15 protein-coding genes are annotated in these 21,040 nt (G+C 44.2%); 3 read left to right on the forward strand and 12 right to left on the reverse strand.

Going from position 1 to position 21,040, the window contains the following annotated elements; all coding sequences use genetic code 11:
- Positions 1-61: 61 nt before the first annotated feature.
- Together J2T16_RS05360 and J2T16_RS05365 are read left to right on the forward strand one after the other, a co-directional pair.
- Positions 62-778, forward strand: a complete 717-nt coding sequence (locus J2T16_RS05360; protein WP_123063763.1) for an O-methyltransferase — start codon at positions 62-64, stop codon at positions 776-778.
- Between the two features lie 77 nt (positions 779-855).
- Positions 856-2,190 carry an MFS transporter gene (locus J2T16_RS05365; RefSeq protein ID WP_499017924.1) on the forward strand — a complete coding sequence of 445 codons (1,335 nt, stop codon included), beginning with the start codon at positions 856-858 and terminating at the stop codon, positions 2,188-2,190.
- Between the two features lie 87 nt (positions 2,191-2,277).
- Here J2T16_RS05365 and J2T16_RS05370 read toward each other — a convergent pair whose 3' ends face one another.
- The 11 genes from J2T16_RS05370 to J2T16_RS05420 form a co-directional block, all read right to left on the reverse strand.
- Complete coding sequence (locus tag J2T16_RS05370; protein WP_123063765.1) at positions 2,278-2,481, reverse strand: hypothetical protein; 204 nt, start codon at positions 2,479-2,481, stop codon at positions 2,278-2,280.
- A 74-nt stretch (positions 2,482-2,555) separates the two neighbouring features.
- Complete coding sequence (locus J2T16_RS05375; RefSeq protein ID WP_123063766.1) at positions 2,556-2,819, reverse strand: YkgJ family cysteine cluster protein; 264 nt, start codon at positions 2,817-2,819, stop codon at positions 2,556-2,558.
- 37 nt (positions 2,820-2,856) lie between these two features.
- Complete coding sequence (locus J2T16_RS05380; protein WP_123063767.1) at positions 2,857-3,711, reverse strand: chemotaxis protein; 855 nt, start codon at positions 3,709-3,711, stop codon at positions 2,857-2,859.
- A 243-nt stretch (positions 3,712-3,954) separates the two neighbouring features.
- A complete protein-coding gene (treP, locus tag J2T16_RS05385) occupies positions 3,955-5,949 on the reverse strand; it encodes a PTS system trehalose-specific EIIBC component (protein ID WP_123063768.1) in 1,995 nt (664 codons plus the stop codon).
- Positions 5,950-5,986: 37 nt separating this feature from the next.
- Entirely contained in the window at positions 5,987-7,702 is a 1,716-nt protein-coding gene (gene treC, locus J2T16_RS05390) for an alpha,alpha-phosphotrehalase (RefSeq protein ID WP_123063769.1), read from the reverse strand.
- 280 nt (positions 7,703-7,982) lie between these two features.
- Complete coding sequence (locus J2T16_RS05395; RefSeq protein ID WP_154886188.1) at positions 7,983-8,675, reverse strand: metal-dependent hydrolase; 693 nt, start codon at positions 8,673-8,675, stop codon at positions 7,983-7,985.
- A gap of 192 nt (positions 8,676-8,867) precedes the next feature.
- Positions 8,868-10,571 (reverse strand): glycoside hydrolase family 13 protein, encoded by a 1,704-nt coding sequence (locus tag J2T16_RS05400; RefSeq protein ID WP_499017925.1) that lies wholly within the window; start codon positions 10,569-10,571, stop codon positions 8,868-8,870.
- A 182-nt stretch (positions 10,572-10,753) separates the two neighbouring features.
- Positions 10,754-11,623: an AraC family transcriptional regulator gene (locus J2T16_RS05405; RefSeq protein ID WP_499017926.1), complete on the reverse strand. Its 870-nt coding sequence runs from the start codon at positions 11,621-11,623 to the stop codon at positions 10,754-10,756.
- 283 nt (positions 11,624-11,906) lie between these two features.
- Positions 11,907-14,339, reverse strand: a complete 2,433-nt coding sequence (locus J2T16_RS05410) for a glycogen/starch/alpha-glucan phosphorylase (protein ID WP_154886191.1) — start codon at positions 14,337-14,339, stop codon at positions 11,907-11,909.
- 363 nt (positions 14,340-14,702) lie between these two features.
- The gene (gene glgD, locus J2T16_RS05415; RefSeq protein WP_154958800.1) at positions 14,703-15,806 is read right to left on the reverse strand and encodes a glucose-1-phosphate adenylyltransferase subunit GlgD; all 1,104 of its coding nucleotides are present in this window, start codon (positions 15,804-15,806) and stop codon (positions 14,703-14,705) included.
- A gap of 34 nt (positions 15,807-15,840) precedes the next feature.
- Positions 15,841-17,004 (reverse strand): glucose-1-phosphate adenylyltransferase, encoded by a 1,164-nt coding sequence (locus J2T16_RS05420; protein WP_336122822.1) that lies wholly within the window; start codon positions 17,002-17,004, stop codon positions 15,841-15,843.
- Positions 17,005-17,758: 754 nt separating this feature from the next.
- Between J2T16_RS05420 and J2T16_RS05425 the strand changes: the two genes are divergently transcribed.
- On the forward strand, positions 17,759-20,062 hold the full coding sequence (locus J2T16_RS05425) for a tetratricopeptide repeat protein (protein ID WP_336122536.1): 2,304 nt from the start codon (positions 17,759-17,761) through the stop codon (positions 20,060-20,062).
- Here the strand turns inward: J2T16_RS05425 and J2T16_RS05430 are convergent.
- A complete protein-coding gene (locus J2T16_RS05430; RefSeq protein ID WP_336122535.1) occupies positions 20,040-21,020 on the reverse strand; it encodes a D-alanine--D-alanine ligase family protein in 981 nt (326 codons plus the stop codon). The genes J2T16_RS05425 and J2T16_RS05430 overlap by 23 nt on opposite strands.
- Positions 21,021-21,040: the final 20 nt, after the last annotated feature.

The raw sequence follows: 21,040 nt of genomic DNA on the forward strand, positions 1-21,040 counted from the left end.
CCACCTCTATAGTTGAATTATAAGAAATATTAATTCAGCAACATAGAAAGGAAGATGTGTAATGAGTAAGTATGATTTGAACGATAGCAAGGTTAACCAGCCGGCCCGTTGGAATGAGGTCGATCATTATATCAACAGCCTTCTTATTCCAAACGACAAAGACTTGGAAGCTGCACTTGAAGCCAATGCTGCAGCAGGACTACCGTCACATGATGTCACACCGAATCAAGGAAAGTTCCTTCAGCTATTGCTGAAAATACAGGGGGCCTCGCGCGTACTGGAGATTGGAACTCTAGGTGCATACAGCACCATCTGGATGGCCAGAGCTCTGCCAGACCATGGACGAATCGTTTCGCTGGAGTCAGAACCTAAACATGCGGAAATTGCACAAGCCAATCTGACCCGAGCTGGACTAATGCACAAAGTAGATCTTCGAGTAGGCCCCGCACTAACCTCCCTCCCCGATATAAAGGAAGAGTACCCTGAACCCTTTGATCTGATTTTCATCGATGCTGATAAACCGAGTAATCCGGATTACCTGAGATGGGCTTTACGTCTGACACGACCAGGAAGCTTGATCATCGGAGATAATATTGTCAGGGATGGGGAAGTCATTCACTCCGACAGTGAAGACGCAAGAGTTCAAGGGGTTCGAACCTTTCTCGAATGCATCGGAAATCACCCCCATCTTGAAGCCACGGCACTACAAACCGTAGGCAGTAAAGGATATGATGGATTTGTGATTGCTCGTGTCACAGATACCCCTGCAACAAAATAAACAGTGGTCAATTCTTCCGAAAATCTGCCTTTCCTGTTACACTGGTATCACTGCACAGGCAGACTGGAGGGAGTTACTTGAGAGCTTTACGACAGATTCATGTTGAAATTGGCGGGTGGTCTCGCAATATTCAACTGTTCTTTCTGGCAAGTCTGCTGTATCAGATCGGAAACGGCATGTTCTCGGTTCTTTATAATCTGTACATTCAAGGCTTAGGTTACGATGACACCATGAATGGCCAAATTGTCAGTATCCAATCTCTTGCTACAGCAATTATGTTCATTCCTATTGGATTTGGCGGTGACAAGTTCAGCCGCAAAAAACTGTTGATTATCGGGGCGCTATTCAGCGGTGCTTTTCTAATCGGACGATCCTTCGATTATGCCGCGAGCGGGTTGATTTGGTTTGCTGTATTTTCCGGCCTGTTTGCTGGTGTTTTCCAGGTACTTGCCATTCCTTATCTCGCAGAGAACGTCAAAAAAAGCCAGCGCCTCAAAATGTTCAGTTATTATTCCTCTTTGGTGCTGGCTTCTCAGGTTCTTGGCAGTCTGGGCGGAGGCGTGCTTGCAGACGTGCTTCATTCTGCCGGCATGGCCAAAGTCACCGGATTGCAGACGGTACTATTTATGGGCGGAGCTGCGACACTAGCGGCATTTATTCCGTTGCTTTTTGTAACCGAGAATCAGGAGTCTCGGACAGATCTAAAACCGAAACAGCTTCAGCCTCGCCAACACTCTGTTCGGGGGGCTGAAGCAGAGCTTACTCGTGCTGTGATTACACCATTGCCCATTGATGATGACACACGTATTAAAAAAAGAGATAGCAAGCTGATTGGTCAGTTTATTGTGACACAGTTGCTGATCGGCTTAGGATCAGGGCTCGTTGTGCCTTATCTGAATTTGTATTTTACGAATCGCTTCGCCGTATCGTTAAGCGGCATGAGCATCCTGATTGCACTCGGTCAGATTATGACCATTGTATCCATGCTGATTGGCCCAACGTTAGCTGCCAAAGTTGGCAGTGTACGAGCCGTAGTTATTTTTCAAGTATTATCGCTGCCCTTCCTGTTATTCACAGGTTTTACGAACCTGCTTTTCATTGCATCTGTCAGCTTTTTGTTCAGACAAGCCCTCATGAATGCTGCTAATCCAATTCATTCTGCCATATTAGTGGATCGGATCTCGGATAAACGCCGCGGGATAGCTAACTCTATGATGCAAACTTCGTTTATGATTGGTTGGGCTACGATGGGACCAGTACAGTCATATCTGGTTACTACATATGGAACCTATTGGGGATACGCGATTACGTTCAGCATTACGGGTTGTCTCTACGTCATTTCTTCCCTGATGTACTTCTTTATGTTTAGAGAGCCCAAGCCTTCTGTTGCTGTTCTTGCAGACAGATCCTAATCATATACAACTAAAAAAAGAGTATCCTGTGAATGCTGCAGCATTCACAGGATACTCTCTTTTTTCTGATTATTTCCCCTTGATGACCTACCAGTATTTTGGATTATACATAAGAACGACTATACCCACCGTGACTAACGTTGCTAGAACAACAAAAGTGTAATATCTCGGTTTATTTTCTGGACTTGGAGCTTGTTCATCATAATGATCGGAGTTGCGGCGATAAGACCCCATCCACAGATCGCTCATCATATGGCCAACCACTTTCAGTAGACGTTTTATCCAATCCATTATTAATCCCCCTTTCATAATCAATAATATTCCATATTAAGTATAATTAACCTTCTATAATCAAACAAGTCCTTTCACCTTAGGCCTGGTGCTGTCTGCCGTTCCAACTGTGTCAAAATATGAAATGCTTCCTGATTGGTGCGGCCGCACATTTCTTCCTCAGCCTGCAATCCACTACATACCGCCGGGCGGCCCGCCTGACCGAATATACCGCAACGATTATCGTCCGTCAGTTGGATACATCGCACTCCCGCGGGTTTGCCTTCAGGCATGCCGGGAATCGGTGATGATATGGATATGGCAATACAACATGCGGCACATCCCGTCCTGCATTCCATGATATTTCCTCCTTCATTTGCCTCTTATAACACGCTGTTACTTTGAGCGATTTACCCATGTCCATGTTCGTGCTAACCCTTGAGCGATTCTGCGGTTCATATGCTCACTGGTAAAGTACCCTCCATGACTCAGTGGATTCCAACTTGTAGCTGGTCCACCGACGTGAACCTTAATATCCTCCTTCACAGCCGACGCATAAGCCGGATCGATAGGACGTAGCGGATAGCCCAGAATATCGTTGCTTTCATAAAAATTAACCCACTCCCCTTCCAGTCGTGGAAAGTGATGCGTGGCTTGCGGCGCAGGCACCTGAATGGGCCGGCTGAAATGTTCATAGCGCAAACTCCATAGCGGCAGTGTTGTGCCAAAGGAGTAAAAATTGGTCAGCGTATCTCCACGCTCCAAAGCCGAGTTCACATCCACAATTTCCGGCATTCGATTAGATGACGGATACTGCAGATCATAGAAAAAGTTGCTTGCAATGACAGCTCCGAGACTATGGGCGACGACACAAAGCGGCGCTTCTGGCCCATTACGCTGTGCGAGAACGTGCATGGCCTGATGTAGCGTTCGATGCACGGCATCATAATGATGTCCTTGGTTCTCTACGGGCTGATATGCCACCGCATCGGCGAGATAATGAATGACAAAACGGCGTAATGCCTGGTAGTTTAATCCCGGTGAACGAACCAACTGTTGAAACAAAGCCTCTTCTCGCTCCTCGAACACGTCGGCCCAGAAGACGGGTTCAATATCGAGCATCTGTTTCGCGGCGCCTGGCAGCACCATGACACGTTCCATTTCTCTGCTCAAGCAAGCGATCAGCTTGTCAGCGTAGTCTTCTTTTTGCATACCCAGTCCATGAATGACCATCACCGCTACCCGAGTCATGGCTCTCCTCCTTATCATTTGACTAGGAACGCTCCTTGTACACCCACTGTATGAACTGCTTTTTCTCCGTATGACTGACATTCAACTTAAACGCCAAACGTGCCCACTTCGACTTATTATCAAAATTTGTAATTACTTGATCACATAACTATTTTATCATGATGCCTATGGAAAATCACACCTGTAAATGCCAAAAGAAGCTGTAGGTTTCACAGCTCCTTTTGACTACAAGCAAATATCAATTTATCCTTTCAGATAAATTTTGAGAACGCCGTTCTGACTTGAAGTGACATCTCCTGTCACCGTTTCAACCCGTTCAACCATATCCTGACCATCCGGGATAATGACAGGCGTAATGAGTGGATAACCCGCATTTTCGATGACGGTTCGGTCAAATTCAAGCAGCTTCTCCCCGGCTCTCACGCGATCACCCGTGTCTACGTACATAGAGAAACCTTCACCTTTAAGTGATACCGTATTAATGCCGACATGAATTAACACTTGAAGTCCGCTCGCATGTTCCAATATAACCGCGTGTTTACTCTTAATCACATGTGCCACTTTTGCATCAAACGGGGCAACCACTTGATTCCCCGAAGGTTCGATTGCGATGCCTGCACCCATTTGTTTCTCAGCAAAAGCCGGGTCAGGAACTTGCTCCAGCGGTACCGCTGTACCCGTCAATGGCGCCATGACTTCGATTGTTTTGGCAGATGCATTTCCAGGCTTCGCTGCACTACGATTACGTTCAGCCATCTCTGTTCCTGCTGCTGTCTCAGTGGATGTGATTCCCGAAGCCGACCCTCCCTTCGCCGTAAGTTGATCTTCTTTTCTCAACTTCGCCCGTCCAAACACAACGGTCAACAGGAACGGAACTACCAGAACGATGGCCATACCGATAAAGAACACGCCCCATTTATCCGGGAAAATGGACAGGAATCCAGGCACACCGCCTACACCGATGGATGTGGCCTGAACATTATTCATCGTAAGCAGTACACCACCAATGGCGGAACCGACCATACCGAAGATAAACGGGTAACGGTAACGAATATTCACACCAAAAATGGCTGGTTCGGTCACACCGAGGAAAGCGGATACGGACGAGGTTGCTGCAAGCCCCCTCATTTTCTTCTCACGTAATACCAGCATCATCGCAAGTGCTGCCGAACCCTGCGCAATATTGGACAAAGCCAGCATTGGCCACAGGAAAGTACCACCTTGGCTACCAATCAGCTGTACGTCTACCGCAAGGAACGTATGGTGCATACCGGTAATAACAAGTAACGCATACAGACCACCATAGATCAAACCACCTAACGCAGCATACGAATCATAGATGTAAATCAAACCGGATGTGATGGCGTTTGCAATTGCAAATGTAACCGGTCCGATAATCGTAAATGCCAGAAAACCGGTAACCAGCAATGTCACAGGAGCTACGACCAGCAATTTAATAGAATCATGCACTCTTTTATTCAGGAAAATTTCCATCTTGGCAAGCAGATAAGCCGATACCAATACAGGTAGAACCTGACCCTGATAACCGATCTTCTCAATCTCCCAGCCAAACAGATTCCAAGTCGGAACCGTGCCTTTGTTCACCGCATCAGCGTAACCATATGCACTCAGCAGATCGGGATGTACCAGAATCAGACCCAGCACAATCCCGAGTAGCGGACTGCCGCCGAATCGGGTCACCGCTGACCAACCGATCAAAGCTGGCAGGAATGTAAACGCAGTGCTTGCTATGGTATTAATGATGGAGGCAAGGTCTTTCCATGCCGGGTACACATCCACTAATGATTTTCCATCAAAGAAGATACCGGGGCCTGTCAAAATGTTGTTAATCCCGAGCAACAGACCCGCGGTAATGATTGCTGGCAAGATCGGAATGAAAATGTCCGAGAGCGTTTTGATCGCACGCTGCAACGGATTCTGCTTTTTGCCCGCGGCTGCCTTCACATCATCTTTGGAAGACCGTTCGCCTCCGGTAATCTGAATCATCTCTTCATAAACTTTATCCACCAGACCTGGTCCGATGACGACCTGGAATTGACCTTGAGAGGAGAACTGCCCCTTCACCAGATCATTCTGATCGAGAAGCTCTGTATCCACTTTGTCCTCATCATATAGAGCAAACCGTAGCCGTGTCACACAGTGTGTCGCCGCTTCAATATTGTCTTTGCCGCCGACGGCCCGGACGATCTCTTCGACCTGTTTTTTATCGATTGCCATAGTGTCACTTCCTATTTATAAAATGGAATTTATTCTGTTACTGCTTGATTAGCCACATATAAGAGGCATACGGACTGAGCGTGATTTGCTGCTTCAGCTCAGGTTTAACTTCGGTATTACTGATAAGCAGCTCAGGTGATTTATCTGCAATATGGTTGTTCCAGACCGCTTCAGGAACTTGAAATGCTGTATCCAGTTTGCGGAAATTTGACACCACAACTAATGTCTCGTTCCCATTGGTTCGTGCGTATGCAAATACCTCCGGGTGCGCATCATCCAACCGTTCGTACAAACCGTCAGTCAGCACATCCACCTCTTTGCGCAGAGCGATCAACTTCCGGTAATGATGATAGATGGAATCCGGGTTGGCCATCTGTTCTTCCACATGAATGGACGGATATCTCTCATCCACCTTGAGCCAAGGTGTTCCGGTTGTGAATCCAGCATTAGCCGTACCGTCCCACTGCATCGGTGTTCGGGAATTATCCCGGGAACGCTCCTTCACAATATGGAAAGCCTCTTCGGCCGTTTTGCCCCGCTCTTCCTGCAACAAACGATACATATTCGTGGACTCAATATCGCGAAACTCGCTAATATCATTCCAAACGGGATTGGGCATACCAATCTCTTCGCCCTGATAGACATAAGGCGTACCTTGTAATCCATGCAGAGTCGTCGCCAGCATTTTGGCACTCTCCACACGGTATTCTCCATCATCTGCGAAACGGGATAACGCACGAGGTTGATCATGGTTGTTCAGGAAAAGCGCATTCCAGCCGCCACCAGCTTGCATTCCGGTCTGCCACTCACTGAACAGTTGCTTCAAGGATTCAAAATCGTATGGCATGAGCTCCCATTTCTGTCCATCCGGATAATCCACCTTCAGGTGATGGAAGTTAAAGGTCATCGAGAACTCTCTTGAAGCCGGATTGGAATAACGAATACAGTGCGCAAGCGTGGTTGAGGACATCTCCCCCACCGTCACCATGTTATAGGGTCCAAATACCTCATCGTACATTTCCGTAATATACTCGTGCACGCGCGGTCCATCCGTGTAATACTTGCGTCCATCGCCTGGCGACACGCTGCCATCGTCGTCCGGGAAACGCTGGTCTTTGGAGATGAGGTTAATGACGTCCATCCGGAATCCATCGACTCCCTTTTCCGCCCAGAACTTGATCATGTCGCGTACAGCCTTGCGTACTTCTTCATTCTCCCAGTTCAGGTCTGCCTGCGTTTGATCAAACAACGTTAGAAAATATTGTCCGGTCTGCTCATCATACTGCCACGCTGGCCCACCAAATTTGGATTGCCAGTTGTTCGGTACACCACCGTCCGGCGCGGGGTCTCTCCATATGTAATAATCCCGATAAGGATTATCCTTCGATGAACGAGACTGCTTGAACCATTCATGATCGGTTGAGGAGTGATTCACCACAATGTCAATCATCAGCTTCATGTCACGCGCTTTCAACTCGGCAAGCAATCCATCGAAATCTTCCATCGTTCCATAGTCAGGGTTGATGCGGTAATAGTCTGCTACGTCATACCCATTATCCCGCTGCGGGGATACGTATACGGGCTGCAGCCAAACAATGTCGATCCCCAAGTGCTGCAAATAATCCAGCTTCTCGGTTAACCCCCGGATGTCCCCCGTTCCCGATCCCGTTGTATCATTGAAACTCTTCGGATATACCTGGTATACCGTTGACTTCTTCCACCATGTGGACGGCTCCTTATGTTTTGAACTCATGTTAACGCCTCCAATATGTCGTATTGCTCTTATCTAACCCACCTGTTAGCTTCTTCATCTATATTACATAAGTAAACATGTATATACAAGTTGAAACGGAAATTTGGTTGATGTACCTCTTCTACAACTTCCCCATAAATAGTTACTCTGTAACAACTAATTTTGAACTCACGTTTCGTAAATCCACTGATAGCAGTCTTTATTCACGAGAATGAGAACGCAAAAAAAGACGATACGGATCAACTCCGCTTCGTCTTTTTGTTTGAATATGTGAACATCGTTACAGTGAAATGGACTCACCAGGGGCCAGCACACGACCCTCTAATCCTTTGGAAGCCAGTTGCTCTACAAAATGCTCCGCATCCTGACGAATCGCAGGGAAGGTATCGTAATGAACGGGAATCGTCAATTTGGCGTTAAACCATTCCGCTGCCTGTAGTGCATCTTCAGGCCCCATCGTATAATGTCCACCAATAGGCAGGAATGCAACATCGATTTGATGCCGATCCCCAATCATCTTCATATCGCCGAACAGGCTTGTGTCGCCAGCATGTAGAACCGTTTTACCACCGATATCAATGATAAATCCCGCAGGCAAACCTGCATACATAATGCGCTGTTCCTCTTCCAGCACAATACCGGACGTATGGAATGCCTGAATCATTTTCGCTTTGGCAAATTCCAGATCCACCGTACCGCCCATATTCATGCCAAGGGTATCCAGCCCCTTCCACGACATATATGTAGCCAATTCCACAATCGCCACCACTTTGGCATTATTGGCTTTGGCAATCGGTTCCGCATCCAGAATGTGATCCATGTGAGCATGTGTCAACAGGACAACATCCGTCTTGATGTCCTCTGGTTTAGTTACCGCTAACTCATTGCCACGCAAAAACGGATCAATCATGAGTGATTTATTTTCTGTGCCCAGTTGTACACTGGAGTGTCCGTGATACGTAATATTCAACAATTCATATTCCTCCTGACTTTAATATAAGTTGTCCTCTCCGTTGCTGTGTGAACAAAAAAATTCAACTTATAATGAGAATTTATGTTATTAATTATAATTCAGAACGCTCCACGAGCGCAAAACTGCCATTCTTGTTACGTTCGTCAGCCAGCAATACAGAATGATCACTTCCACACGCCGCTTGCGCATTGCTTACTCGCCGCTTGTACGCTTTTTGCAATACACCCTTGCTTCATACGGCTGGAGCAAGATAGCTCCTTCATCCGTAGAATAACGTCTGCTCACGTTGCCGATCATTAATTTGCAGTCTTCTACATTCCAGCCTTCCGGCCATGCCATCTCTGGTTCATTTGCACTGAAATTCATCAGAATCAACCATTGTTCATCATCACGTGTACGTGTGTACGCATAAATCTCCGGGTCACCCGGCAAAAGCAGTTCATACGAGCCATAGATTAACACATGATTTTGCTTGCGCAATGTGATTAATTTTCGGTAATAATGCAGAATGGAATGTGGGTCCGTCTCCGCATCCGCCACATTGATGTCCTTATAATTGCTGTTCACTTCAATCCAAGGATTACCTGCCGTAAAACCGGCATGCTCGGATTCATCCCATTGCATCGGTGTACGTGCATTATCGCGGCTTTTCAGCCAGATCGCCTCCATCACCTCATGCTTGGATTTCCCTTGCCCGATATAGTGATTGTAATAATTTTTAGTTTCGATGTCCCGGTATCGGTCAATGTCAGGGAACGCTACGTTGGTCATGCCAATCTCTTCTCCCTGATAGATGTACGGCGTGCCTTCCAGCGTTAACATCCAGGTTGCCAGCATCTGTGCAGAACGCACACGGTATTTTCCGTCATCTCCAAAACGGGACACAGGTCGCGGCTGATCATGATTGCCCATATAGTTGGCGTTCCAGCCCCGCCCGTGCAGCACCGTCTGCCAGCGGCTCATGATTTCTTTTAGCTCTGTCAGCTTCCACGGTTTGTAATTCCATTTCCCTATACCAGAGGATTCAGCATCCACAAACATGTGCTCAAACTGAAACACCATATTCAATTCATCCCGATCCGTACCTACATAAGCTAGAGCCTGCTCAGGCCCAAGCCCAGAGGTTTCACCCACCGTCATCGGGCCGTATGGCTTCAGTATCATCTGATTCAACTTGCGGAGGATGGAATGTACCTGCTCCAGATTGGAAAACAGCTCATATGCCTGCACCACAGGCAGGTTGTTCGGGTTATGTGCATTTGGCAAGCCATCGGCTTTGGCAATATGGGCAACTGCGTCAAAGCGGAAGCCATCCACCCCTTTTTCCAGCCACCAATGTACCATTTCGTACATTTCTTCAGCCATCTCCGGATTATTCCAGTTCAGATCGGGTTGATGCTCAGAGTATAGATGCATGTAATATTCGTTCGTTTCCGGATCATGCTTCCATACTGAACCCCCGAAATAAGACTCCCAGTTGTTCGGCACCTGCCCGTTTTTACCGGAACGCCAGATGTAATAGTCGCGTCTTGCATTGGTTTTGGAAGAACGGGATTCCGCAAACCAGGCATGTTCATCCGAAGTATGATTTAGCACAAGATCCATCATGATCTTGAGCCCACGCTTATGCGCTTCGGCAAGTAGCCGGTCAAAGTCCTCCATCGTGCCGTATTTTCGTAAAATCGCGTAGTAATCTCGGATATCATATCCGTTATCATGACCTGGTGAATCATAGATAGGACACAGCCAGATGACATCCACGCCGAGTTTTTGCAAATAATCAAGCTTTTCATAAATCCCCTGCAAATCGCCATATCCGTCTCCGTCACTGTCCTTGAAGCTACTCGGATAGATCTGGTATACCACACTTTCCTTCCACCAAACGATAACACCCACCTCGCTTTCTTCTCTTGTGAAGCAATTCACCCGTTAATATGTTTTATCCGAAAAGAAACCCTTATAAACACCTGAACTCAGGTTTTATACAAAAAGACAACAGACCCGAAACCGCAATCATAGCACGCGATCAGCTTCGAGTCTTTCTTGACCTTGTTTTCCCGCCATATAAGCAGTAAGGTCTATTTTATCGGGATGTAGATCTTCATGTCTAACCGCTCAGGTGTTGATTTCCACACATCGGTCACTTCAAAGTCCGGCCCCTCCCGGCGCTCATACTTGGAAGCTGGCAGCCAGCTTCCGTAGATCATTTTGCGCACATCCTGCTCTGAGCCTTCGGTTGTAAACTCGGCATACAGCCCGCCTGGAATCTCCAGATAGGTATATCCGGGTTCTAAGGAATCACCGCTTCCTGAGCTCTTTTCGCCAACGATAAATGAAAATTCCCCATCCTCCTGAAAATGAGCCGCAACACCATACGCCATATCAGGGCGAATTCGCTCTGGAATGTTCATAAACTTCTGCTCACGCCCAAATTCATGATAGAATCCGGGAATCTCTGTATAATGTTGCTCTGAATTCAGGTTGGTCTTATATTCATATCCAATGATCCGGATCGGCTCCAGCGTCACCATGCGTGGCGGATTCATATGGAACGCGGTGCCAAGCCGTAAACGATATTCATTAAAATCAATACGGTGTTGCATGAATTCCTCTGTTAAAGCCTTCTGCTCCAGCTTGCGAAACCGCGCCGGTGTGATACCAAAGTGCGTATCGAAAGCGCGGGTAAAGGCTTCCTGCGAATGATAACCATAGCTAAGGGCAATCTCAAGTACACCCTGCGCCGTGTTTCTCAAAGTCGAAGCAGCCTCCGTTAGTCTTCGTCTGCGCAAGTATTCCAGAACAGTAAAACCTGTAATTGCCTGAAACAAACGTTGAAAATGAAATGCCGAAAAACTGGCGGCCGCCGATACATCCTTCATGTTGAAAGGCTCCTGCAGATGCTTCTCTAGATGCTCGATGGCAAGCTGAATACGTGCATAGTGATCCATATGTCCCGTCTCCTATTCATTTGCGTGATATGTAGTCTACTTTGTCTTCCGTGCTGGTTTGTTTCTTCCCTAAGTATGACTGAAATGCCCCAGCATTTTTTGATGCTGAATGCGAACTTATGGTATTCATAACAAAAATCTCTTGTTCCTGTCCGCAGCCCTGCAGCGAACTTCCCACTGCCAGGCGCAGACATCAAACAAGAGAGAGTGAACTTCCGTTTGTAAAGCTAATTTAAAAGCTAATTTATCAGTTCTATTTTTTTAAACATGCTTCTTCTCTACACTAACCATTCCAGTGCCCGGACACAGGATGAATACCCCATATATCGGTTGCATACTCACTGATTGTCCGGTCACTGGAGAAAATGCCTGAATGTGCTGTGTTAAGCACAGCCTTGCGAGTCCAATCCGAAACATCACGATACGCTTGATCAATCGCTACATGTGCGTTAGCATACGCTGCAAAATCCCGTAATACAAAATATTCATCCCCATGTGCGAGCAAAGAGTCATAAATATCCCAGAACTCCCCATCCCGATAACAGAATGCCCCCGGATGCACCAATTGCTCCACGACTTCACGAATACGTTCATCCTGATCCACGATTTCGTTCGGACGGTAGTTACCGTTCCGATAATATTCCAGCACTTCGTCGGCACGCAAGCCATAGATGAACATATTCTCTTCACCGACCTGCTCTGCCATCTCCACGTTTGCCCCATCCATCGTGCCAATCGTCAGTGCGCCATTCATCATAAATTTCATATTACCTGTACCCGAGGCTTCTTTCCCCGCTGTCGAGATCTGTTCACTGACATCTGCCGCAGGGATAATTTTCTCGGCAAGCGAGACAGAATAGTTCTCCAAGAAAAAGACCTTCAACCGGTCATTTACCGCTGCATCGCGATTCACGGTATCTGACACCGTATTGATCAGTTTGATGATCTTCTTGGCAAAATAATAACTTGGCGCGGCCTTTGCTCCAAAAATAAACGTACGCGGCACCATATCAAACGACGCATCGCTTTTCAACTTATTATACAGATGCATTACATGCAGAATGTTCAGGAGCTGTCTTTTGTACCCATGCAGCCTTTTCACCTGCACGTCAAACACGGAATCCGGGTCAACGGGTACACCCGTGTGATCCAGGATGTAGGACGCCAGACGGTTTTTGTTATCTCGTTTGATTGCACGAAATTGCTCCTGGAACGCGGATTGATCGGCGTAATCAGCCAGTTGCTCCAGTTTGCCTGGTTCCGTGATCCATTCATTGCCGATCGTCTCTGTAATAAGATTCGACAGCTTCGGGTTGGCATGCATTAACCAGCGACGGTGTGTAATACCATTGGTTTTATTGTTAAAACGTTCAGGGTACAGGGCATAAAACGGCGCCATCTCCCGCTCTTTCAATATCTCCGTATGCAGTGCAGCCACACCATTGACACTATGACTTCCTACGATGGCAAGGTGTGCCATGCGAACTTGATCATTCGCAACAATCGCCATATGCTCAATTCGTTCGTCATCACCCGGATAACGATCTAAGAGCAACCCGCAGAACCGTTTATTAATCTCTTCAATAATCATATAAATACGTGGCAGTAGCTTGCTGACCATGGATACAGGCCATTTTTCCAGCGCTTCGCTTAGTGTCGTGTGATTGGTATAAGATACCGTGCGGGTAGTAATATCCCACGCTTCATCCCAGCCGTAGCCTTTATCATCCATTAGAATTCGCATCAGTTCGGGAATGACCAGCGTAGGATGGGTGTCATTGATATGGAAGGCCACTTTGTCCGGCAAGCGGTCATAAGACAGTCCCAGCTTGCTAAATGTACGCAGCGCGCTCTGCACTCCTGCGGAACACATAAAATACTGCTGTTTCAAACGTAGCAACTTACCTTCGTATTGGGAATCATCCGGGTACAGGAATTCCGAGATCGACTCCACGGAACGGCTGTAATCCAGGTATCCGTAATAGTTCGATGGGGTGTCCAATGACGTCTCCCGTTTCGGCTCCGCACTCCATAACCGTAATGTGTTCACATGGGACTGGCCATAACCGATAACGGGCACATCATACGGTACGGCAACAACCGATTCAGCATCCTTTGTCACGAAACGGTAATGTCCATCCTGCTCATAGGCTTCAACCCGGCCCCAGAACTGAACTTCCACCTTTTTGTCTGGACGGCGAACTTCCCATTCATTGCCCTTATCCAGCCAGTTATCAGGTAATTCTACCTGATTACCATTAATAATTTTTTGCTCGAACAGACCGTATTTATAGCGGATACCACATCCATGTCCCGCATAGCCAAGTGAGGCCAAGGAGTCCAGGAAACAGGCAGCAAGCCTTCCGAGTCCTCCATTGCCTAGCCCTGCATCTGCTTCCTGTTCCTCAATACATTCCAGTGAAAAGCCAAGTTCCGCCAGACTGTCACGAACCAGTTCCAGCTCATTTACGTTTAGCAGATTGTTACCGAGCAGACGTCCAATCAGAAACTCCAGCGAGAAGTAATACACCTGTTTATCCTGACGCTGCTTGAATCCCTGATTCGAGGCTGCCCAGTCCTGACCCACATATTCCCGAATCATACTGCCGAGCACATGGTACACATCTTCCTTGGTAGCTTCTTCAATTGGTTTGCCCAGTTTGCTGACGAGATTCCGTTGAAAGATCGATTTGAACGTTTCTTTGTTGTCAAACAAAAGTAGGTTCCTCCCGGTGAAATCCTGCGGGTGAGGACGGTTCGTGACTAGTTCGAAGGCATGCGGTTACACCTTTTAAAGCTGGACGTTGGAGCCGAGCACCCGTTTCAGTCACGAATCATTCTTTCGATCGCTGTTGTCTCTTCCATTTCCTGATCACCTTTTACAAGGTTGAAATGGAGAGACAAAGGCGAACGCTTCGCTTCTCCAGAATTGATTTCGTTCCCTCCACTGCGTCTGCACCAACATAGCAACTTTGACGGTAGCACTTCATACGTTCAAACAGACACGAACCTGAAAACTTACCCGCAGGATTTTATTTTTTTATATATAGTTATGGATGATATCGGACAGATTTCGGCTTTAAATAATAGTGCTTTTGGCTAAAATATACGGGTTCGACGGGGCACCGATTAACGTCTGCCCGCCGGTCAGCTTCACATCTTTATCCAGAATGACATTCTCCAGCACAGTCCCCTCGCCAATATAACATTTCTGCATAATGATCGAACCCTTAATCTTCGCACCCTTAGCCACATGCACACCCCGGAACAGGATGCTGTCATGCACTTCACCGCCTACGATGCAGCCATTGGCAAGCAAGGAATGTTTGACATCCGCCGATTCCAGATATTTGGCGGGGGCTTCGTATTTGATTTTGGTTTGCACGGGATCTTCTTTGAACAACTGTTCATATTGTCCTGTATTCAGCAGATCCATGCTATTACGGTAATAGCTGTCAATCGAGTTAATTACGGCATGATATCCTTCGTAGGCATAAGCTGCAATCTTCAATCCACTCGGGTTTTTCAGGATGGCGTCACGGAAGAAATGAGTCTCCCCATGTTCAATGCAGCGCTGCACCTGTTTAAGGAAAAGTTCTTTTTCCATGATGAAAATCTCCGTATATATATTCGTATGGTCAGCACATTGGTGAATGTCCACCACATTGCCATCTTCATCATGATCGACTTTGACGCAGGATTCATGCTCAGGCAGCACTTGGTCTACTTTTTTGCAAACCAGCGTGACGTCAGCTCCCTTACGAATATGATACTGGTATACATCCTGAAGATCGGCCTTGGTCACATGGCGGCTGCCTGCGTGCACAACGTATTGCCCGGCGCCTCTGTGGAAGAAATCCAGATTGTTGTGAAAATGTTGCAAATCTCCCTGCGACGTGTCCGTTGGATCGTTCCAATCCGGAGGAAGAATAAACATGCCACCGTGTTTGCGGTCCAAATCCCAAGGCTTACCGTCACCCAGATGATCCATCAGCGAACGGTATTTGCGGCGAACAAAGACACCAATGCTCTCAATACCCGCATTCATCATATTAGACAGGACAAAATCAATCAGACGATAACGCCCGGCATAAGGTACCGCGGCTCCGCAGCGAAAGTACGTCAATTCCTTCAATTCTTCCAGTTCATGGTCAAGGTTAATAACTCCAATTAGTGATTTCATGCCGCGCACCGTCCTTTGCCAACATTTTGGTCAATCAATTTGCTATGCCTTGACGCAATTGTCTTTCCAATTCTTCCTGATCTACCAGTAAGATGTCACTCTCGTCTTCAGGCGCGGGGGCAATCTGGGTTCCATCCGGAATGACTAAGCCTTCGGCGATAATGGCGTTGTGAATGGACACGTTACGGCCAATTTTGACCCGTGGCATAACAACGGAATCGATTACTGCACTGTTCTCTCCCACCTCAGTTCCATAGAACAGGACGGAATGATTCACCTCACCGTGCACGATGCTGCCCTCACTGATGATGCAATTGCGCACCTTGGCTGCAGGCGATATATATTGAGCAGGCTGGTTCGGGTTGCGCGTGAAAATACGCCAGTTCGGATCATTCAGATTCAGGGGTGTCTCCTCGTCCAGAAGATCCATATTGGATTCCCACAGACTGCGGATGGTTCCAACGTCTTTCCAGTATCCTTGGAACGGGTAAGCAACTAAAGATTTATCATTTTCAAGCAACAATGGAATGATGTCTTTACCAAAATCGTAGGAGGTGGATGCCTGCTGTTCGTCCTGAATCAGGAAACGTTTCAGCACATCCCATTTGAAGAGATAAATGCCCATGGAAGCAAGCGTGCTTCGGGGCTGTGAAGGTTTTTCTTCGAACTCATAAATGCTGTAGTCTTCATTCGTATTCAAAATGCCAAAGCGGCTCGCTTCTTCCAGCGGCACGTCAATCACGGAAATGGTGCAATCGGCATCTTTTTCCTTGTGATACTGGAGCATCTTGTCGTAGTCCATCTTATAGATATGATCACCGGATAGAATCAGCACATGTTCGGGATCAAATTGTTCAATAAAGTTCAGGTTACGGTAAATCGCGTCAGCAGTCCCACGGTACCAGTTACTTCCATCTTCCCGTTCATGGGGAGGAAGCACATAAACCCCGCCATTTTTACGATCCAGGTCCCAGTCACTGCCAATACCGATGTAGGAATGCAGTACAAGTGGTTCATATTGGGTCAACACACCCACGGTATCAATACCTGAATTCGAGCAATTGCTCAGTGGAAAATCAATAATGCGGTAGGTTCCCCCAAAATAAACAGCGGGTTTTGCCAGTGATTTCGTCAATCCCTTTAATCGTTTCCCCTGCCCTCCGGCGAGCAGCATCGCTACAACCTCTTTTTTTGCCATCATTACAGCCTCCTCCACGTGCATTCATTCTGATTCATTTCAGAGCCCATAATCGATATTCTGTTGTGAAAACACGGCTGTCTTGATTAGGAGCATGCTGTACAGATGTGTAACGGAATAAAGACATCATTCATATGTAACCGGACGTCTTTCGTTAGATGATCACTGGAATGTTGATGCGGCTCGAATTAATGATCCAGTTTGGTTCGAATTTCTTTTCAAATGCAAATAATGCGACGATGGTGTGTTTTAATGCATGTAGATGGTGTTGGTGTTGCAGAGCATGTTGATTGTGTAGAAAATGACTTGGCTTGCATTGTAGACTGTGCTAATGATGGGTAATGAAAAATGAGCTTATTACCCATTAAACAGGAATTCGATCGGGGAATCTTGCGGTAACAGCAAATTTGAAAAAAAATCAGGGCATCGCTGGTTTGAACCTTACGCGCTCCTGTAACGCCGCTGTTATTTTAATCTATTCGATAAATACGAATTAAAATCCTCTTGGTAATAATATGGAAACCAACTGAAAAAACTAAACCTTTTCTCCTATGAAACTAACAAAACAGGTCTTATGAATCAGAAATGGGCAATTATTTTGTAAATTTTTAGAGGAATATAATAGAAATGTGTCGAATATCAAAGGTGGTATGAAAGTAAGATCAAGACATTCAGCAATGAATCGAGAAATTACATACTAATAACTATAAATTATTTGGAGATAACTCTCTATAAAAAGATTGGAGTGGGATATATGACATTTTACAACAGAGTGCAGGAAACTAGAGATATAGTTAAGATTATGGAAGATAAGAAAAGTTGGAACAAGATTATTTTACTTTATAGTCCAAGCGGTGTTGGAAAAAGCGGTCTTGTTCAAAAGTTATTTAATGAAGAATTTAAAGATTATTTATCCTTTAGAGTAAAAGTAAGTCGAAGTTCACCAGATACAATTGAGAATCTATGTTATATAAATAGGCTTTATAAAGAGATATCCGAATTAGCTAAAAATGAAGCCCAATCAATTCCTACCCCAGAAGGCCATGCTCTTAAGAATCTTAAGGGAATAGCCCTATTCTTTTATAATTTTTTGAGAAATAAGGTGGGGATCGAAAATGAGAACAAGCTTTATGAGTCTTCTGAGGATATTGGTATTACCAGAAAAAAAGATTATCTAATTCATGTGTTAAGTACACAAACTTTCTTTATATCCATTGAGAATATACAAAACATAGACACTCAGTCTATTGAAATACTTTCAGATATCTTAAAGAAAGTATCTAATTTAAAATTAATCTTCGAATATACTAGTGAAATTGAAGACTATAAAGATGTTTCGACATCTGTAGTTCGCTTCATGGAACAATTGGATTTAGACAAAAATACTTCATATGAATGTTATGAAATCAAAAAAATGGATTTCATCGAAGCGAAAAAGCTAATTCCTCCTACAGCCTTAATTACTGACTTAGAAAAGGTTAAGGAAATATACGATAACGGATATGGGAATTTACAAAGAATGAAGCTTCTAACATCAGATATACCAAGTGAAAATAGCCCTATACAGTATTCGCTTGAAAAATTAGATTCCAGCGAGAGATACGTCGTTAATACTGTCTATCTCAATGAAGGTAAAATTGATTCTACTCTCCTTGTGCAACTTCTAACAAATGAACAAGATCAATTTTTACTCTTCACCCAACAAAAAGTTGCTGAAATTTTAAAAAAATTAGAGCAGAAATACATAATTTCTACAATATCAAATGAAATTGAAATTTCCCATGATTCAATTATTTTAGAATTGGAAAGACAGAGCCATAATCCTACATTAGCTGCTGCATATCGTCTCTTGACAAACTATTACAACAAATCAAGAAATGAGATGCGTGACAACAATGTAGCAACTGAGAAATTATTCATGCTGTATCTTAAATTCCATGATGAATCTATCATTGGCATTTTGAAAGAAATTAAAGAAATGATAATACAACAAAAATATCCCCAAAGAATATTATCCAAATTAGTCTACTTACGTGATAAATTATTAGACAAAAATAATCCAAATATTAGAATTAGTGATGAAATCTCACTCGCTTTACTTGAAGTTTCATATCAGATGGAATTAGGACAGTTTGCCGAAGAATCACTAAATATAATTTACAATAAAGCTAATCCTCTTCATAGAGCCTACTATGTAGGCCTAAAGGTATTAAATAATAACAATTCTGAGACTCAAGATGAAGTTCAGCAATTAATTCAAGATGAAGTCCAGGGAAGCCAATGTCGCTTAACAATGGAATTAATGCTACTTTCATCTATGATGGAGACTAAAGGCTTACATGAATCAAAAGTTTTTGCTCAAAAAATGCTCTCAGTAAAAAGTTACGAGAAATATATGGAATATGCATTTCTTTTGAGAAACTATGCTGAACTTGTTGAATCCACAGAAAGCTTAAAATTATATAATAAATGTTTAGAAATATTTGATTCCTTTAATCGAAAAGATCTCCAAGCGCAAATATATATATCTATAGCAATGTGCCATTCATATTTAGGAGAACTAGATGCTGCCAAAGAAGATCTCGAAATGGCAGTAGAATTGAGCGAAGGAAAAGTAAAAGAAAATATGATATTAAATAATTATGCAGTAATAGACATGCTCTCGGGAAATTTTACGGAACCAGTTCTAAAGAACTTGAAGGACGCTTTACTCTTAACCTCAAATCCTTATGAAAAAATCATTGTTAAATGTAACCTTCTGGTTTTCTACACAGTAAAAAAGGATTACACAATTGCTCACGAACTATGCAGAGAGATCGAACAATCAGAGTTTGAAAACTACAAATATGAAGAGTTTTTACACATCGTATATTCAAACTTGTCCTTTTATTATCAAGAGATAAATAACCCCAACCAACTAATTTACTCCAAAGAAATAAGTGAATTGCAATCTGTGAGAGCGGAAAATTTGAACCCATATGTTACTCCAAATACACCCTATCGTCTTGATTTTTTAGGGTATTGGAATATTGAAGTTAGCAGAGATTTGCAGCATTAATGATTAGTGACTCAAACATCTCCTCAAACAATAAGTTATTTTGTGCAAAAACATGATAAAAAGCACAGTCTTTACCCAGAAAACAATCTGGAGATAATTCAATAAGATAAAACTCATCATTACTAATGCGGCCATCAACACGCATAAACTCAATTTTATCGAAAGACTTGAACAATGTAATCATTTTTTCTTTCACACTAGTTGGTATCAAATTACTAGTTAGAAAATCAACAGAAGAATCATCAATTTTCTTAGTTTCATATCCCCAAATTTCTCGTTTAAAAAATGTTGTTTCATCAATTTTTAACTGTGCTTCTCCTGAAAGAATAATCTTGTTTTTGTTTCCGAAAATTGAGTATTCGACTTCATATCCTTCAATATATTCTTCAACTATAATTGGAATATTATGAAAAACAAAAAGTTTATTTATTAAATCTTCAGCCTCGTTATATGAATAGACCAAATTATTATTTGAAATGCCAGTCGACCCACCTCCATAATTTGGTTTTATTACAAGAGGAAGATTCAAAGTAGGGAGATATTTAAGAATACTATCATTAAGTTTACGAACTAGAAAACCTTTAGGGACAGAAATCCCAAATTCTTTCGCATATAATTTTGATAAATGTTTATCATTGCATAATGAATGTGTGAAAGAATCTCCTCCCACGTATTTTAAGTTGTTAGCTTCACAAATGGCTGGTAAAAGGCTTTTAGAGTTGGGAGAGTTCTCACCGAATCTCATGGGGAATATAATATCATCCTTATGTTGAGGAATATTCGTTGTAAATAGTTCTAGATCAGTGTAATGAATAACTTTCTTGCATATTTTATTGAGAGCGTCGATTATGCTTTCCGTTGAAGAAGCATTATTTCCTTCAAGGTCTTTTCTAGACAAGTCTGCAAAGTTATATTCTTTTTTTTCATCTGTGATAAGAACTATGTTATGATCAATCACTACAAAACCTCCAAATAATT

The organism is Paenibacillus intestini (assembly GCF_030803945.1).
GTDB lineage: Bacteria > Bacillota > Bacilli > Paenibacillales > Paenibacillaceae > Paenibacillus > Paenibacillus polysaccharolyticus.

Coding starts and splice junctions, on each gene's coding strand:
- J2T16_RS05360 (WP_123063763.1), top strand. CDS start 62: ATGAGTAAGTATGATTTGAACGATAGCAAGGTTAACCAGCCGGCCCGT.
- J2T16_RS05370 (WP_123063765.1), bottom strand. CDS start 2,481: ATGGATTGGATAAAACGTCTACTGAAAGTGGTTGGCCATATGATGAGC.
- J2T16_RS05375 (WP_123063766.1), bottom strand. CDS start 2,819: ATGGAATGCAGGACGGGATGTGCCGCATGTTGTATTGCCATATCCATA.
- J2T16_RS05380 (WP_123063767.1), bottom strand. CDS start 3,711: ATGACTCGGGTAGCGGTGATGGTCATTCATGGACTGGGTATGCAAAAA.
- treP (WP_123063768.1), bottom strand. CDS start 5,949: ATGGCAATCGATAAAAAACAGGTCGAAGAGATCGTCCGGGCCGTCGGC.
- treC (WP_123063769.1), bottom strand. CDS start 7,702: ATGAGTTCAAAACATAAGGAGCCGTCCACATGGTGGAAGAAGTCAACG.
- J2T16_RS05405 (WP_499017926.1), bottom strand. CDS start 11,623: ATGGATCACTATGCACGTATTCAGCTTGCCATCGAGCATCTAGAGAAG.
- glgD (WP_154958800.1), bottom strand. CDS start 15,806: ATGAAATCACTAATTGGAGTTATTAACCTTGACCATGAACTGGAAGAA.
- J2T16_RS05420 (WP_336122822.1), bottom strand. CDS start 17,004: ATGGCAAAAAAAGAGGTTGTAGCGATGCTGCTCGCCGGAGGGCAGGGG.
- J2T16_RS05425 (WP_336122536.1), top strand. CDS start 17,759: ATGACATTTTACAACAGAGTGCAGGAAACTAGAGATATAGTTAAGATT.